The 16,070-nt window shown below is 34.0% G+C and carries 14 protein-coding genes and 1 riboswitch; of the genes, 6 read left to right on the forward strand and 8 right to left on the reverse strand.

The annotated features are described in order from the left end of the window. Window position 1: 1 nt before the first annotated feature. The 6 genes from GGR32_RS01540 to GGR32_RS01565 form a co-directional block, all read right to left on the reverse strand. Entirely contained in the window at window positions 2–2,410 is a 2,409-nt protein-coding gene (locus GGR32_RS01540; RefSeq protein ID WP_183475680.1) for a 3-hydroxyacyl-CoA dehydrogenase/enoyl-CoA hydratase family protein, read from the reverse strand. 1 nt (window position 2,411) lies between these two features. Beyond that, window positions 2,412–2,864 carry a MarR family winged helix-turn-helix transcriptional regulator gene (locus GGR32_RS01545; protein ID WP_183475681.1) on the reverse strand — a complete coding sequence of 151 codons (453 nt, stop codon included), beginning with the start codon at window positions 2,862–2,864 and terminating at the stop codon, window positions 2,412–2,414. Between the two features lie 137 nt (window positions 2,865–3,001). Further along, entirely contained in the window at window positions 3,002–4,786 is a 1,785-nt protein-coding gene (locus GGR32_RS01550; protein ID WP_183475682.1) for an AMP-dependent synthetase/ligase, read from the reverse strand. A 115-nt stretch (window positions 4,787–4,901) separates the two neighbouring features. Beyond that, window positions 4,902–5,672 carry an ABC transporter ATP-binding protein gene (locus tag GGR32_RS01555; protein WP_183475683.1) on the reverse strand — a complete coding sequence of 257 codons (771 nt, stop codon included), beginning with the start codon at window positions 5,670–5,672 and terminating at the stop codon, window positions 4,902–4,904. A 1-nt stretch (window position 5,673) separates the two neighbouring features. Beyond that, window positions 5,674–6,696 (reverse strand): FecCD family ABC transporter permease, encoded by a 1,023-nt coding sequence (locus tag GGR32_RS01560; protein WP_183475684.1) that lies wholly within the window; start codon window positions 6,694–6,696, stop codon window positions 5,674–5,676. 4 nt (window positions 6,697–6,700) lie between these two features. Next, complete coding sequence (locus GGR32_RS01565; protein ID WP_183475685.1) at window positions 6,701–7,849, reverse strand: ABC transporter substrate-binding protein; 1,149 nt, start codon at window positions 7,847–7,849, stop codon at window positions 6,701–6,703. A 65-nt stretch (window positions 7,850–7,914) separates the two neighbouring features. Continuing rightward, window positions 7,915–8,149, forward strand: a riboswitch (cobalamin riboswitch). Window positions 8,150–8,181: 32 nt separating this feature from the next. Here GGR32_RS01565 and GGR32_RS01570 point away from each other — a divergent pair. Beyond that, window positions 8,182–10,011, forward strand: coding sequence for a TonB-dependent receptor plug domain-containing protein (locus GGR32_RS01570; RefSeq protein ID WP_183475686.1), 1,830 nt, complete (start codon window positions 8,182–8,184; stop codon window positions 10,009–10,011). A gap of 5 nt (window positions 10,012–10,016) precedes the next feature. Further along, window positions 10,017–11,120, forward strand: coding sequence for a YncE family protein (locus tag GGR32_RS01575; RefSeq protein WP_183475687.1), 1,104 nt, complete (start codon window positions 10,017–10,019; stop codon window positions 11,118–11,120). A gap of 77 nt (window positions 11,121–11,197) precedes the next feature. On the opposite strand, the gene GGR32_RS01580 is transcribed toward GGR32_RS01575, so the two are convergent. Continuing rightward, complete coding sequence (locus GGR32_RS01580) at window positions 11,198–12,589, reverse strand: S41 family peptidase (protein WP_183475688.1); 1,392 nt, start codon at window positions 12,587–12,589, stop codon at window positions 11,198–11,200. 109 nt (window positions 12,590–12,698) lie between these two features. On the opposite strand from GGR32_RS01580, the gene GGR32_RS01585 reads away from it, so the two are divergent. The 4 genes from GGR32_RS01585 to GGR32_RS01600 are packed head-to-tail and all read left to right on the forward strand — an operon-like array spanning window position 12,699 to window position 14,739. Next, window positions 12,699–13,214, forward strand: a complete 516-nt coding sequence (locus tag GGR32_RS01585; protein WP_183475689.1) for an RNA polymerase sigma factor — start codon at window positions 12,699–12,701, stop codon at window positions 13,212–13,214. After that, on the forward strand, window positions 13,195–13,650 hold the full coding sequence (locus GGR32_RS01590) for a hypothetical protein (protein WP_183475690.1): 456 nt from the start codon (window positions 13,195–13,197) through the stop codon (window positions 13,648–13,650). Before GGR32_RS01585 ends, GGR32_RS01590 begins: the two co-directional genes overlap by 20 nt. Before the next feature lie 11 nt (window positions 13,651–13,661). Beyond that, on the forward strand, window positions 13,662–14,186 hold the full coding sequence (locus GGR32_RS01595; RefSeq protein WP_183475691.1) for a DUF4252 domain-containing protein: 525 nt from the start codon (window positions 13,662–13,664) through the stop codon (window positions 14,184–14,186). Between the two features lie 16 nt (window positions 14,187–14,202). Then, window positions 14,203–14,739 (forward strand): DUF4252 domain-containing protein, encoded by a 537-nt coding sequence (locus GGR32_RS01600; RefSeq protein ID WP_183475692.1) that lies wholly within the window; start codon window positions 14,203–14,205, stop codon window positions 14,737–14,739. Between the two features lie 116 nt (window positions 14,740–14,855). On the opposite strand, the gene GGR32_RS01605 is transcribed toward GGR32_RS01600, so the two are convergent. After that, on the reverse strand, window positions 14,856–16,007 hold the full coding sequence (locus GGR32_RS01605; RefSeq protein WP_183475693.1) for a redoxin domain-containing protein: 1,152 nt from the start codon (window positions 16,005–16,007) through the stop codon (window positions 14,856–14,858). Between the last annotated feature and the right edge of the window lie 63 nt (window positions 16,008–16,070).

Here is a 16,070-nt window from a genome sequence, read left to right on the forward strand (position 1 = left end):
ATTAATTTCTTAAGGGTTTACCTTTTTTTAACATGTGTTGTAAACGCTCTAGTGTTTTTCTTTCGGTGGTTAGGGATAAGAATGCTTCGCGTTCTAAATCTAACAGGTATTGTTCGTTTACATAAGTATTTTCAGATAGGTCTCCTCCTGCCATTACATAGGCAAGTTTATTGGCTATTTTTTTATCGTGTTCACTAATATATTTACCAGCAAACATTTGGTCTGTTCCAACATAAAAGGCACCAAGTGCTTGTTTACCTAGTACTTTAATATCGCTGCGTTTTACAGGCTGTGTGTAGCCATTTTCGGCCATTAATAGGGCGTGTTTTTTAGCAATGGCTAATTGACGATTTTTGTTGACAACCACAATATCTTTTCCTTTTTGTAAAATTCCTGTATCATAAGCTTCATAGGCAGAGGTAGATACTTTTGCCATACCTATGCTAAGGAAGTTATCACGGAGTTTGTTTATTTCTACATCGCCAGCGTGGAAGCTATCTGAAGCTCTAAGCGTCATTTCTTTCGAGCCACCTCCGCCAGGGATTACACCAACTCCAAATTCTACTAAACCTATATAAGTTTCAGCATGAGCTACAACTTTATCAGCGTGTAAAGAAAGTTCACAACCGCCTCCTAGTGTCATATTATGAGGGGCTGCAATAGTTGGAATGGAGGAATAACGCATGCGCATCATGGTGTCTTGGAAGTATTTTACCGCGATATTTAGCTCGTCGTATTCTTGTTCTGCCGCGAGCATAAAAATCATCCCGATATTTGCTCCTACAGAGAAGTTTTTCCCGTTGTTAGAAACTACAAGACCTTGATAATTTTTTTCGGCAATATCTATTGCTTTATTTATACCTACAAGTACATCGCTTCCAATAGAATTCATTTTACTTCTAAATTCTAAATTTAAAATACCATCGCCTATATCTTGTACGGCAACACCAGTGTTTTTAAATACGGTGTTGGTTTCTCTGATGTTATCTAGAATGATAAAAGCATCTTGCCCAGGAATTTTTATATATTTTTTTTCAGAAATGTTATAATAGTAGGTGTTTCCTTCTTTTATGGTATAGAAGTGTTTAACGTTATTGTTTTGCATTTCTGTAACCCAATCGGCTACTTTATAGCCTTGCTCTTCAATAAGTTTTAGCCCTTCTTGTAAGCCTATTGCATCCCAGATTTGGAAAGGACCGTGCTCCCAACCAAAACCTGCTTGCATGGCATCGTCTATTTTATATAGATCGTTAGAAATTTCGGGAATACGATGTGATACATAAGCAAATAAGGCGGCAAAGTTTTTACGATAAAATTCACCAGCTTTATCTTTTCCTTTGATGAGTACAGGAAAACGTTTTACAACATCGTCTATGCTTTTGGTGAGTTCTAATGTAGCAAAGTTTGCACTTTTTCGGTCTCTATACGCTAAAGTATTTAGGTCTAAAGATTTTATTTCGCTTTGGCCATCTGTATTTTTTACTTTTTTATAAAATCCTTGTCCAGTTTTACTACCTAACCATTTGTTATCCATCATTGTTTGGATAAAATCTGGAAGTTTGAACAATTCATGTTGCTCATCGTTAGGAACGTTTTCATACAAACCATTGGCTACGTGTACTAGGGTGTCTAAGCCTACTACATCTACCGTACGGAAGGTTGCTGATTTTTGTCTGCCAATAACAGGACCGGTAAGTTTATCTACCTCCTCTATGGTTAAGTCCATTTCTTTTACGGTATGAAAGAGACTCATGATGCTAAAAATCCCGATACGGTTTCCTATAAAAGCTGGAGTATCTTTTGCTATTACAGCGGTTTTACCTAAAAACTTTTCTCCGTAATTGTTTAAGAAATCTAAAACTTCCTGTTTTGTTTTTGGTCCGGGAATAATTTCAAATAATTTTAGGTAACGTGGTGGGTTGAAGAAGTGAGTTCCGCAGAAATGTTGTTGAAAATCTTCGCTTCTGCCTTCGGTCATAAATTTTATAGGAATACCCGAAGTATTTGAAGTGATTAAAGTTCCTGGTGTACGGTGTTTCTCTAGGTTATCGAATACTTGCTTTTTTATGTCTAAGCGTTCTACAACAACCTCGATAATCCAATCTACGTCTTTTACTTTATGGATATCGTCCTCTAGGTTTCCTGTAGTGATTCTATTAGCAAATTTTTGATGATAAATAGGGGAGGGCTTAGATTTTAATGTATCTTGTAAGGAAGTATTTACAATGCGATTTCTTACTTGTTTATCGGTTAATGTTAATCCGTTAGCTTCTTCCTTTTCGGTTAATTGGTTAGGGATAATGTCTAGTAATAATACTTCTACACCAATATTGGCAAAATGGCAAGCAATACCACTTCCCATGATTCCAGAACCTATTACGGCAACTTTTTTTATAGTACGTTTTTTCATGTTATTTTATAGTAGTTTCGGGTTTATAGATTTTTTTATTAGAGATTAAGTCCATTATTGTATTCGCTACATTTATAAAGTTGTCTAAATCTTTTTCGGGAACGACTTGTTTTACTGCCTCATCAAATTTAAGAACAACATCTTTAGAGAACTTACGCATTTCTAGTCCAAATTCGGTAAGTTTTATAAGGACGCTTCTACCGTCTTCAGGGTTTCTTTCTCTTGTGATTAGTCCTTTATCTTCCATAGCACGTAATGTACGTGAGAGACTTGTAGCTTCCATCCCCATTTTTGGTCCTAAGGAGGTAGATGGTGTGCCTTTGTCTGGATCTATGTTTAGTAAAGCAAATCCAGTTGCCATGGTGCTTCCTTTTCTTCCTGCTTCTTCGTTATACATTTTAGCTACGGCTATCCAAGTGGCTCGCAGTACATAATCTATAGTTTTTTCTTTCATACGTTATAGCTTCTTCTCAAAGATAGAAAAAAAAGCTATGCATGCATAGTAAAAGTGTAATTTTCTTATGAAATTTACAAAGAATATAGAAATAAAAAAACAGACATGCTAAAGTTTAACAGTCTGTTAATGAGTTTTTAATGTTGGTGGTCTGCTTGATATATTTTATCGTATAGATCTTTATATTTTTGCAAAATAATTTTCCGTTTAAGCTTCATGGTAGGTGTGAGGTGTCCTGCGTCTACAGACCATTCATCGGCAGTAAGCTCTATTTTTTTTATTTGTTCCCATTTTCCAAATTTTTGGTTATAGATGCTTACTTCTTTAAAAATACGGTCTATTATTTTAGGGTTATTGATAAGGTTTTCTATGTTGTCTTGATAGTCTATTTCTTTTCTTTTTGCGTATTCTTTTATGAAATCGAAATTTGGTTGTATAAAGGCTGCGGGCATTTTTTCGCCTTCTCCAATAACCATTATTTGCTCGATAAAACGAGAACGTTTCATTTCATTTTCTATAAGTTGAGGTGCAACATATTTACCTCCAGAGGTTTTAAAAATTTCCTTTTTACGGTCGGTTATTTTTAAGAAACCATCGCTGTCAATTTCGCCAATATCTTCGGTGTGGAAATAACCATTTTGGATAACTTCTTGTGTTTTTTTGTCATCTTTATAGTATCCCATCATTACATTTGGTCCTTTACATAGAATTTCGCCATCATCGGCAATTTTTACTTCTACGTTTGGAATTACTTTTCCTACGGTACCAATTTTCCAGCCTTTATTTCGTTTATCATTTACCGATATTACTGGCGAGGTTTCTGTAAGCCCATATCCTTCCATTACTGGGATGCCTGCTGCTCCAAAAATTCTGGCTAACCTAGGTTGTAAGGCAGCGCTTCCAGATACCATAAGGTCTAGGTTTCCTCCAAGTGCTTCTTGCCATTTGCTAAAAACAAGTTTGCGTGCTATGCTAAGTTTAAAATTATACCATGCACTATTGCCATGGTAAGCGTTAAATTTTTCTCCTAATGCTATAGACCAAAAGAAAATTCTTTTCTTTATTCCTGTAAGTGAAGCTCCTTTGGCATAAATTTTATCATATACTTTTTCTAGTACTCTAGGAACAACAACCATTACGTTAGGTTGAACTTCTTTTAGATTATCGCCCATTTTATCGATAGATTCTGCAAAGTAAACAGAGATACCATAATATTGGTATAGATAAACTACCATGCGTTCTAAAATATGACATATAGGTAAGAAGCTTAAAGCGATGGAAGAACCTTCGTTAAAAGGGATTCGGCAAGCACTGTTAAGAACATCGCTAACAATATTTTTATGGCTTAGCATTACTCCTTTAGGTTTTCCTGTGGTTCCTGAGGTGTAGATAAGAGTAGCTAAGTCGTTTTCTGATATTTTATCTTTTATTTCATCTACTGTTTCTTGGTTGCTATTGTCTGTTCCAAGATTTAGTATTTCTTTCCAGTTTTTGCAATTTTGAATTTCATCAAAGCTATATACCTCTTTAAGAAAAGTTTGCTCTTTAACAGTGTTTACTTTTTCTAATAATTCTGTATCGGAAACAAAGCATAAAACTGCCTCGCTATGGTTAAGAACATATTTATATTCCTCTGGAGAGATGTTGGGGTAGATAGGCACGGTTTGTGCGCCTATTTGCGATATTCCGATATCTATGATATGCCATTCTGTGCGGTTGGTGGTGGAGATAATGGCTATTTTTTGGTTAGGTTCTATACCTAACCTTAGTAGCCCTCTACTAATTTGGTTAGCTTTATTGATATAAGCTTCTGTAGAAGTTGCCTCCCAAACTCCGTTGCTTTTAGTGTTTAATGCTTTTGCTAACGGATATTTTTGCTGTTGATGATATGGAATATCAAAAATACGTTTAACGTCGTTCATATTGATGAATATAAAAGTAGTATGGGCAAATTAGGAAAAAAATAGATGAGTTTCAAATTTATTAGGAAATAAATATAAAAAAACCTAAGTTGTTGTTAATTAGACTAAAGTTAGCTTACAAGATGGTGAATTTTTTTAAATTTTTATCAAACTTAACTATATTTTCAGGGAAAAGCTCACTAAGGTGATTCTTTTTAATAAGGTTTTCTGGGGTTTCTAAAAATACTTGGTTGTTTTTTACCAGGATAATCTTGTCGCAAAGCTGTAAGCAAAGATCTATTTCATGAGAGGCAAAAACAATTGTCTTTTTTGTTTTTTTAGTTAAGTCTTTTAATAGCTTTAATACATATATCTTATGGTATAAGTCTAAATGAGCTGTGGGTTCGTCTAAAAATATAAGCGAAGTGTCTTGTGCAACGGCTCTTGCTAGCATTACTTTTTGTAACTGCCCATCGCTTAATTGATTGCAATAACTGTTTTGTAAGAATTCGATGTCTAATTGTTTTAGACTTTTTTTTATGATTTCTTTATCTAAACTGCTTAATTTTCCAATCCAATTGGTATAAGGTTGGCGTCCTAATGCGATTACCTCGGTAACGGTTAGTGGCGTGAGTATTTCTGTTTTAGATAGTACAATACTAATTTCCTTTGCACGTTCTTGTAAGGAGAACTTTTGTAAGGAACGCTTGTTTATTTTTATATCTCCATGAATAGGAGGTAAGTTTCCTGTTAGTGTATTTAGTAAGGTAGATTTTCCTGCACCGTTAATACCTATTACGGCAACAAAATCGCTCTCTTCAAGAAAAAAATCGTTTACGCTGGCTATTTTTTTGTTTTTATATCCAATGCTCAAATTTTCGGTATGTAATACAGTTTTTTTAGGCATTTTACAAGGTTATTTTTTTCTTACGCGTTAATAGCCAAATTACAATAGGTGCACCAAATAAAGCTGTAATAGCATTTATGGGTAAGGTGTATTCGCTTCCTGGAAGTTGGGCAATGGTGTCGCAAATAAGCATTAATGCGCTTCCTGTCATTATGCTAGCAGGGTATAATATAAAATGATTACTACCTTTAATTACTACTTTTACAAGATGTGGTACAGCAATGCCTACAAAAGCAATAGGGCCAGCAAAAGCGGTAATGCTACCTGCTAAAAGGCTTGTAGCTAGTATGATGATAAATTTGTTTTGAGTAATTTTAGTGCCAAGGCTACGCGCATAACTTTCGCCTAATAATAATGCGTTAAGGTTTTTTAACGTGCATAAAGCCAAAATAAGTCCTATAGCCCAGCATAGGGAGAGCAAACTTACTTCTTTCCAGTTTAAATCGCCTAAACTTCCAAACGACCAAAAAATATATTGTTGTAATTTTTCTGCACTACTAAAAAAAGAAAGGATGCTTACCACAGCACCAGTAAAGCTAGCAAACATTAACCCTATAATAAGGATAGCCATGGTATTTTTTACCTTAGCAGCCATGGCCAAAACGGCTAGAAGAACTAAAAAACTCCCTAAACTACTCGCTAAGATAATACTATATGAGGAGGTGATTTCTGTTTGGAAAACACTTCCAAACCAGCTTCCAGCCATTAATAAACAAGCAACGCCTAAACTTGCTCCGCTACTTAAACCAAGCACATAAGGACCAGCCAAAGGGTTTCTAAATAAGGTTTGCATAAGTAAACCACTTACCGCTAACCCAGAACCCACTATAATGGCTGTAACAGCTTTGGGTAATCGGTAAGAGAAAATAATATATTCCCAAGTAGCATTACTAGCCTCCTGAAAACTCAAAATCTTGAAAATTTCCTTTAAAGGAATATGCACAGAACCTAAGCTAATATTGATAAAAAATAGCAGGATTAATGTTATGCTACCAGTAATAAAATAGTTGGCCTGTACTTTCAAAAAATTATTTTTTTAGGGGTTGAAAAAAGCTAAAAGGTGTATTAGGAAGTAATTCAGGATGAAAAATTTTTATAAAATCTTTTAAAACTAAATCGGGTCTGCTTGGTCCTAATTCATAATAAAGAAAACCTCCTGTTTCTCCTTTAGTTAAACTAATGCTAAATACATTTTTATTGGTAAATGCTTTAAGTTGTTTGTAATGCTTAGAGGCATCTGATAATTGGGAATAACTAGAAAAATCTCCAGGAAGCACCCAAAAGTCTGCATTTTTACCAGAAGCTAAAATTTCTTCTATAGACAGGGCTAAGCTGGCCTCTGAGATTTTATCGGCATATATATAATTGGCATTAGCATCTTTAAAAAATAAAGCTTGCCAAGAATTTCCTGCGGGGCAGTACCAAACATCTTTATATAAATTTCCGCTAAGTACACTAGGTTTATTTTTACTAGTTGTAGCAAGTTGTTTGGCATCTTGGTAATTTTTTTCGATGGTATTAAATATGGTTTGGGCTAAGCTATCTTTTTGGTATAAGGCGCCAAACACTTTTATCCATTCTGCTTTTCCTAGAGGGGTTGTTTCTAACCATTCGCCATTATATAGAATAGGAATATTGTTTTTTTGCAAAGTATTGTAAGACTTGTTTCCTGCATTCATTGCCGAAGCAATAATAACATCGGGTTGTAGGGCTAGGGTTATCTCTGTGTTTAGTTGGTCGTTATGTCCAATTTCTTTGATGTTTCCTTTTTTGATTAAAGCTCGGGTTTTTTCTGAAGAAATATAATCTAAATGAGGAAATCCAATAATGCTTTCTAATTCATTTAAGAGCTCTATTGCGGGAATATGGGTAGTAGAAGTTGGAATAGCTTTTTGAATAGGAATTTCAATAACAGCAGCTGCAGCATGTTTTTTAGGAAGCTTGGTCTTATCGGAGACCAATAAATAAGTATATGTTTTTTGCGCTTTAGGATAAGGCTTGGTAATGCTTAGTAATTTGTATCCGTCATGGTTTTCTATTTGGAAGCCATCGGCATATTTTATAAGCGTTTTTTTCTCTGGGCTCGAAACATGAGTTGTGACATTACTTTTTTGGGCGCTTTCTTGTTTACAAGATAAACTAAGTAATAAAAATATAAAAAATACAAATTGCTTCATAAAAATTCTGTTTGATGCAAAAATAAGATTATTTCATATTTATATACGAAAACTTAATTAATGTTTATATTTGCCTTGCTTTTGGTTGATTTTCTATGCAAATAGATTTTCATTAAAAGGGAATTAGGTGCGGTTACCAACCAAAACCTAAGCTGTTCCCGCAACTGTAAGTGTTACCTGTATTTTTTATACAGATGTCTTTTATAAAGTTACAGATTAATAATACCACTGGTGTTTAACATCGGGAAGGGAAATTTGTAAAACACAAGCCAGGAAACCTGCCAAAGCTATAATTGCAAAATAAGACTTTCGGGTAAAAGGTCTGCCGATTTATGAAAAACTATTTAATACTACTTCTTTGCCTGTGTTTTTACAGTACTACTTTCGCTCAGCAAAAGCCAATAGAGCAGCTTGAGGTAGTATACTTGGAAAATAACCCTTTAAGAGATTCTGTTTATACCAGTAATCAATTAATCCTTAACGATAGTATTCTTAAACGTAGCCAAGCATCGCTTACACAGCTGCTTAATTTTAATTCTACCATTTATTTTAAAGAAAACGGACTCGGAATGGTAGCTTCGCCTAGCTTTCGCGGAACAACGGCTCAACAAACAGCAGTGTTATGGAACGGAATTTCGATCAACTCGCAAACTACAGGGCAAACCGATTTTAATACCGTAACTACACGCGGATATGATAAAGTAATTGTTAAACCCGGTGGAGGAAGCGTTGTAGATGGAAGCAATAGTATAGGAGGGAGTATTTATCTTGAAAATGAAATTCCGTACAATCATAATTTCGAAAACAATGTTTTTATCCAGTATGGTAGTTTTAATACGTATGGGTTGCATGTAAAATCGAGCTATTCTAACAAAAAAACAGGAATTTCTATCGGTTTATCTAAAAATGCATCTGATAACGATTATAAATATCCTAAAACAGGAGTAAAAAACAAAAACGGACATTACAAAAACACCAACATTAGCCTTGCAGCAGGAACCAAACTTAATAAACAACATGAACTGCAATGGTTTGCTAATATTTACGATAGCAGAAGAAACTTTTCGTTACCCAATCCATACGCTTTACCAAATAAATATTACGATTTTAATACACGTAGTTTACTAAATTGGAAATATTATAAACAGCGTTTTTCTTCATCAGCAAAAGTGGCTGTTTTAACCGATAGGTATATCTATTACCCTAATGTAAATTACTGGTATCACAGCAAAGCAAAAGTAGAAACCTATTTGTTTAAGTATGATGCAGATTACCGATTAAGTAAAAATATGTTACTAACAGGTGGGTTAAACCTTACTCGTAACCAAGGTTCGGGAACAAATTTTTCTCAATCAGAGCGTCATATTGGAGCTGTAGCTTTAGGATTTAAACACCAAGCTACACCTAGTTTTATTTATGAAGTTATGTTAAGGCAAGAGGTAAACGAGCATTTTGATAGTCCGTTTTTGTATAGAATAGGGCTGCAAAAAGAGTTTTCTGAAGTTTACACACTAAAATTTAACACTTCCAAAAACTATCGTATCCCTACGTATAACGATTTATATTGGAATGGCTTAGGAAATCCTGATTTGAAACCAGAAACTTCCTATGGAGTGGAAATTAGCAACCTGTTTAGTTATAAAAATTATAGTTTAAACCTAACCGCTTATTATAACAAGATAGAGGATTTATTGCGTTGGACACCTTCTGCATCAGGTATCTGGCGACCAGAAAACACCAACAATGTACAAACCTACGGGCTAGAAGCTATTTTAAGTTTAACACAAAGTTTATGGGATAAGCATTTTGTAAACTTTAATGCTACTTATGCTTATACAATTTCAGAAAATACAGAAACCAAAAAGCAACTTATCTACGTGCCAAAACATAAGCTAACTTGGTCGTTAAGTTATGCATATAAAAAAATAAACGCTTATTATCAGTACATTAATACAGGAGAGGTTTTTCACACCACAGATAATTCAAAATATTATACCATAGGCAGTTATATGGCAGGAAATTTAGGATTAGAATATAAGCTAAAACAACAACTTACCATAGGCTTACAAGCCTTAAATGTATGGAATGAAAAATACGAAAGTGTTTTAAACAGACCCATGCCAGGAAGAAATTACACAATTTACCTTAACTTAAATATATAATTACTATGAACAGAAATTTTAAACTTTTAGGAGTAGCTCTATTGAGTTTGAGCTTACAATTTTGTACAAGCGATGATAATGATCGTGACGATATTACCCCGCCAGCACCAGAGGTAGAAAAAGGATTTTTTGTATTAAATGAAGGAAATATAGGAGCAAACAATGCTTCGTTGACTTATTTAGACGAAAATTTTGAGCCTTCACATTTTTTCTACAAAAGCCTTACTGGTAACGATTTAGGCGATACAGGACAAAGTTTAGCTAAAAATGACGACCACATTTATATCATTATGAATCATTCAAGTAATGTAGAGGTTTTACACTTTGATGATGATGCTGAAGGCGATACACAGCATATAAACTTTACACACCAAGCCAGTATTACAGAAAATATTCTAAATCCTCGTTACATAGCTTTCGAAAACAATAAAGGTTATATTACCAACTGGGGAGATCCAACCAATCCTGATGATGATTTTGTAGCTGTTATCGATTTAAATACGCATGCTGTACTATCAACCATTAGTGTTGCAGAGGGTCCAGAAACTATTCTTTCTGAGGATGGAAAAATATTTGTAGCGCACCAAGGTGGATATGGTTACGGGAATACCATTTCTGTAATCGATACCGATACCGATACTGTTGTTGGAACAATTGCCGTTGGTGATGTACCAAGCGCAATGGTAGAAGAAAACGATAAGCTTTATGTGCTTTGCAGCGGAAAAGCAGCATGGACAGGAGACGAAACCATGGCAGGACTGTATAAGATAAATGTTGATACTTATGAGGTAGAAGCGCAAAAAGATTTTGCAGAAGGGGAGCACCCACGTTTCTTAGAGGAAGAGAGTGATAAGCTTTACTATACGCTAAACGGTAGTGTTTATGAAACCATTCAAACCGATTTTACTACTGCTACTCCAATAATAGATTTTGCAACAGATGGAGTAATGTCTATTTACGGTTTTGCGTTAGAGGAAGACCAAATTTTTATCACCGATGCTAAAGATTATATTTCTTTAGGAGAATTGTTTATTTACAACCTAGACGGTAGCTTAAAACAAACTGTAGAAACACAACTTCTACCTAATTCAGTTTTAGATTTAGACTAAGAGTCAATTAGATTATTCTATAAAAAAGAGGCTGCCTTTTCGGGCAGCCTCTTTGCTTTATGTAGTTGTTAGTTGGTTTATTTATACATACGCTGGAAGATAGGGGAGTTGCTTTTGTTTTCATATAGCTCTTCAAACTTGTTTTGATAGGTGAAGTGTAAACGTGTAGAAGCATTTCCTATTATATGGTTAATAGCGGTTTGTAAGAATAGTTCTTGGTTTTCATCCCCTAAAGGTTTCAGGTTAAAATAATCTTCTTCTACCTCGATATTAGGAGTAATCCCATCGATATAATCTGTAAATCCGTTTGCATTTACAGCTTTGAGAATAAGCGGTTGCATGGCATAAGTATGATTAGGGTTTACGTTTACTTTAGTAAACCTAGGAGAATCATAAACGGTGATAGAGCCTTGAAATTTACCACGAGTAGCCTCACCTATTTGTACAACATCAATATAAGGTAATAAGGCGCTTATAAGTAACTCACTTGCCGAAGCACTGCTTTGTGTAGTTAAGATATACACACGCGTGAGTCCTAAACTATTTATGCTAGCTCCAGTATTAATTTTGTTGTTAAACTTTCTAGATTCTTCAGGGAAATTTTCATTATAAACCTGAGTAATAAAAAGCTCTTCGTTAAATTGCCCTGTAATCATACTGGCAAGGTCACTACAAGTTTCTATACTTCCACCGCCATTATACCTTAGGTCTATAATTAAATTATCGATATTGGCAGCTTTAAAATTAGAAAAAACAGCATTTAATTCACTATCAAAACTGCTGGTAAAACTGTTGTACAGCAGGTAACCAATTTTCTGATTCTCTTTTTCGATAATTTTGGTTATGTGTATAGGGTTTTCTGTAAGTTCTTGTTTGTTTAGCGGTATCTCTGTAGCAATATCCTCAAGGTTGTCATCTATTAATGTGGCAAGCCCAATGCTATATTGCTCATTATTAAGTAGGTTTTCATAATTGTTAACGCTTAGTTTAGTATTATTTACACGGTTAAAAATCATTCCGCGTTTAACCTGTTTTGCTTCTGCATCAGAATTTGGCATTACATAGCGTACATATCCAAAAATATCATTCGTATTATTTATGCGTACTAAGCCAAATGCCATTCCGTTACTTTTGCTAACCCCTTGAAAAGCTTTTTCTAGGCTTATATAATCATCGGTAATAAAACTAAATCTATCTTCACTTTGGGAAAGAAGCTTGTTAAAAAAATCTTTTGGGTTATTTTCGCTTGCTAAAAAACGCAGATAATCTTCGGAAGTAGCAAATGCATTATTGGCAAGGTTAGGAACACTGCTTTTATAAAGGTAATAATGGTTTAATCCTCGCCAAATAAAGTTATTAATATCAGAGGGATCAGCTTTAGATACAACATCATCATTATCATCAAAACAACTGGTAAGGCTTAACAAAAGCCCTGTTAGACAGAGATAAAGGAAAGGTTTTTTTATCATGAATAGATTGTTTTTAAGAACTAAAAATACTATTCTTTTATTAAAATAAATAACATTCTTGTAACAATATGTAAATTGAATCGTTGAAGTTTTAAGAGCATAACTCATAATGACCGATAAAAATTTTATAGATTACTTAACCAATATAAAAGATTTGCTATTTCGTTTAGCATTGCGTTTATTGGTATCTGAAGATGCTGCAAAAGATGCCGTACAAGAAATAAGTATGAAATTATGGAAGCATAAGGAGAAAATAACACAGGTAAACAATCCAGATGCCTATGCCGTTACAATGATGAAAAATTATTGCTACGACCAGTTAAAACTAAAGCAACACAATAACTTGCGTATAGAGCATAGCAACTATAAAGATGCTGCTATTGAAATACAGCATACAACAGAAGTAAAAGATGAGCTACAACAAGTTTATACGTTTTTACAAACTTTAAGCAAACAAGAACAAACATTAATACAATTACGCGATATAGAGCAATTAGAATATACCGAAATTGCAGCCATTACCACTATGAAAGAAACCTCAATACGAGTGGCGCTTTCTAGAGCAAGAAAAAAGATTAGAGAACAAGTATTAGCATTACATAAGTATGGAACTCCAGCAAATTAAAACTATTATAGAGCGTTATTTCGAGGGAAATACCAGCTTAGCGGAAGAAAAACAATTAAGTGCTTATTTTTCGCAAGAAAATGTACACCCCGATTTAAAACATTATCAGCCCTTATTTTCTTTCTTTAACAAAGAGAAACAACAGGAGTATAATGAGCCTTTACCTAAAATAACTTCCAAGACAAAAACATCGTATTATGTGTTTTTGGCTGCAGGAATTGCCGCAAGCTTTCTGTTGGTATTTAGCGTTTTTCTTTGGCAAAATAAGCATGCCCAAAAACCAATACCAAGTGCAGAAAATAAAGCTTTGGCAATGCAAAATACCCAAGAACTTCTTAAAATGATGACCGATGTTATAGGAGAAGGAAAAGAACAATTGCGCTATATTGAAAAAATACAAGAAACAAAAAATAAGATAATAAAAACAAAACAATAAAAATAAATATTATGAGAAAGATAATTTTCCTTTTTTGTGCTTTATGTACATTAAGCTTTTCACAAGCACAAGATTTTAATAAATACGAACGTATGAATGGTGTAAGCTCTGTATTAATTACGAGCGAAATGTTTAAGCTATTAGCCGAAATAGATTTTGATAGTAGCGACCCCGAAGTGCAAAACTACGTAAACCTCATCGAGAATTTAAAAGATATAAAAGTGCTCTCAACATCAAAACCAGCTATCGCACAGCAATTAGAAGCCGATGTTAATGCATATATTACTTCTTCTCAACTAAAAGAGTTAATGCGTGTAAATGATGACGGGAATGATGCTCGCTTTTATTTTGAAGCAGGAGATAGCGCTGCAGTAGTAAAACGTCTTATCATGTTTTTTAAAGGAGAGGAAAACGGCGAAAAAATAACTGTAGCAATGTCAATTAGCGGAAACATAGACTTAAAACAGGTCTCTAAATTAGCCAAAGATTTAAAAGTGCCAGGAGCCGATGCCTTAAAAGATGTAGAACCTAAATAATATCAAAACTATTCTTATGAAAAAAATAATAACATTTGCCCTAGCCAGTATAGTATTGCTTTTTTCTAGTTGTAACTCAGAAGAAAGTCTGCAAGAATACTATGTAAAAAATCAAGAACGCAATGATTTTATAGTCTTAGATGTACCTAGCAGTATGTTTATAAAACAAATAGATAAACTTTCTGCAGACAATCAAAAAGCAGCAAAAAGCATCAAAAAAGTAAATATTCTGGCGTATCCTATAGCAGAAGGAAAGCAAAAAGAATACACACAAGAATACGAAAAGCTAAGCACAATACTTTTGGGTGAAAAATACCATACCTTACTACAATTTAATCACGACGGGAAAAAAGTTAAAATTTTATATCAAGGACAGCGCGACGCTATAAAAGAACTTATTGTGTTAGGAAACGATGATACCAAAGGTTTTGCTGTTGCCCGTATTTTAGGCGATAATATGAATCCAAATAAAATAATTACACTATTACACTCTATTAAAAATGAAAATATAGATGTAGAAGGCTTATTTACAGATATACAAAGTAATTTCTAACTAATCCTCGATGTTTTAGAACAAAGTTTTTACAAGTATATTTTACTATCCAAAACAAAAAAGGCTTTAGTTTTTTTAAACTAAAGCCTTTTTTTAAATCTTAGAACTATTATCGATTATTTTTCTTCAAGAAGTTCTGCTATTTTATCTTCTAAGGCTTTTCCTCTCAGGTTTTTAGCAACAATAATTCCGTTTTCATCAAGAATATAGGTTGCAGGAATAGAGCGGATGCCGTATAGTTTAGCAATTGGTCCTTGCCAAAACTGTAGGTTAGAAACTTGTGGCCAAGTTAAGCCATCATCTTCTATAGCTTTTATCCATTTATCTTTTTGTCCAGGTCTATCTAGCGAGACACCCAAAATATTAAAACCTTTATCATGAAATTTTTCATATAATTTTACAATTTCTGGGTTGGCAATTCTACAAGGCTTACACCAAGACGCCCAAAAATCTATCAAGGTAATTTTCCCCATCGCATCTTTTAAGGCAAGCTGATTACCTTCTGGAGTAGGAGCAGAAAATTCAGGTGCTTTAGCACCTACTTCTGTAGAAGCTGCTGCTGCTGCTGCTACTGCTGCTGCTTGAAAACTTTCATTTATCTTTTTTCCGATAGCGCTTTCTTGAGCATCTTTAGATAGGCTTTCGAATAAGGCTTTAGTTTCTGTACTAGGTAATGTTTTCATATTTACTAAATCAGAAAGCATTAAGATAGAAACTAAAGAATTTGGATTCTCCTGAATAATTTTTTTTCTAATTTCAGTATCTTTTTGAGCAATAAGATCTCTTTTTTCTTTAATTTGTTTTTGTAATTCGGCAGGGTCGCTAAATTCTTCTTTACGCAGGGCTTCCATTTCTTTACGCAGGGCTTCCATTTCTTTACGCATATCTTTCATGTGCTCCAAATAGCCTTCAAACACTTCATTTTGCTTACTTCCTTTTACAACAGAAGATCGCAAGCTATCTTTATATAAAGAAACATGTAAGGGTTTGTTTTCATTAATAAAAATAATATTTCCGCGAACATTGTCTAAGCGTAAAATGCTTAATTGCTGAAAATCTGTATTAGGTAAAGGCATCTCAAATGCTCCATTCATTACCTCTACGGTATCTACTACCTCTGGCATTGCTTGCTCATTAAGTACAGAAAGGTAAACTTTTGTGTTATCGGGAACATCAACTTTAGCAGAGAGTTTTACACCGCCTTCTTGCTTTTGCTGGCAAGAAAAAATAATAAAAGAAGCTAATAATAAAAGGCTTAGTTTTTTCATTGTTTAATCTGTTTTTTACAAAAGTATATAACTAATTTGGTTTGTACGAACATATCAGAGAAA

The organism is Mesonia hippocampi (assembly GCF_014197445.1).
GTDB lineage: Bacteria > Bacteroidota > Bacteroidia > Flavobacteriales > Flavobacteriaceae > Mesonia > Mesonia hippocampi.

Excerpts from the sequence above, each read along its gene's own strand:
- GGR32_RS01540 (WP_183475680.1), bottom strand. The coding sequence starts at position 2,410 with ATGAAAAAACGTACTATAAAAAAAGTTGCCGTAATAGGTTCTGGAATC.
- GGR32_RS01545 (WP_183475681.1), bottom strand. The coding sequence starts at position 2,864 with ATGAAAGAAAAAACTATAGATTATGTACTGCGAGCCACTTGGATAGCC.
- GGR32_RS01550 (WP_183475682.1), bottom strand. The coding sequence starts at position 4,786 with ATGAACGACGTTAAACGTATTTTTGATATTCCATATCATCAACAGCAA.
- GGR32_RS01555 (WP_183475683.1), bottom strand. The coding sequence starts at position 5,672 with ATGCCTAAAAAAACTGTATTACATACCGAAAATTTGAGCATTGGATAT.
- GGR32_RS01565 (WP_183475685.1), bottom strand. The coding sequence starts at position 7,849 with ATGAAGCAATTTGTATTTTTTATATTTTTATTACTTAGTTTATCTTGT.
- GGR32_RS01570 (WP_183475686.1), top strand. The coding sequence starts at position 8,182 with ATGAAAAACTATTTAATACTACTTCTTTGCCTGTGTTTTTACAGTACT.
- GGR32_RS01575 (WP_183475687.1), top strand. The coding sequence starts at position 10,017 with ATGAACAGAAATTTTAAACTTTTAGGAGTAGCTCTATTGAGTTTGAGC.
- GGR32_RS01580 (WP_183475688.1), bottom strand. The coding sequence starts at position 12,589 with ATGATAAAAAAACCTTTCCTTTATCTCTGTCTAACAGGGCTTTTGTTA.
- GGR32_RS01585 (WP_183475689.1), top strand. The coding sequence starts at position 12,699 with ATGACCGATAAAAATTTTATAGATTACTTAACCAATATAAAAGATTTG.
- GGR32_RS01590 (WP_183475690.1), top strand. The coding sequence starts at position 13,195 with ATGGAACTCCAGCAAATTAAAACTATTATAGAGCGTTATTTCGAGGGA.
- GGR32_RS01595 (WP_183475691.1), top strand. The coding sequence starts at position 13,662 with ATGAGAAAGATAATTTTCCTTTTTTGTGCTTTATGTACATTAAGCTTT.
- GGR32_RS01600 (WP_183475692.1), top strand. The coding sequence starts at position 14,203 with ATGAAAAAAATAATAACATTTGCCCTAGCCAGTATAGTATTGCTTTTT.
- GGR32_RS01605 (WP_183475693.1), bottom strand. The coding sequence starts at position 16,007 with ATGAAAAAACTAAGCCTTTTATTATTAGCTTCTTTTATTATTTTTTCT.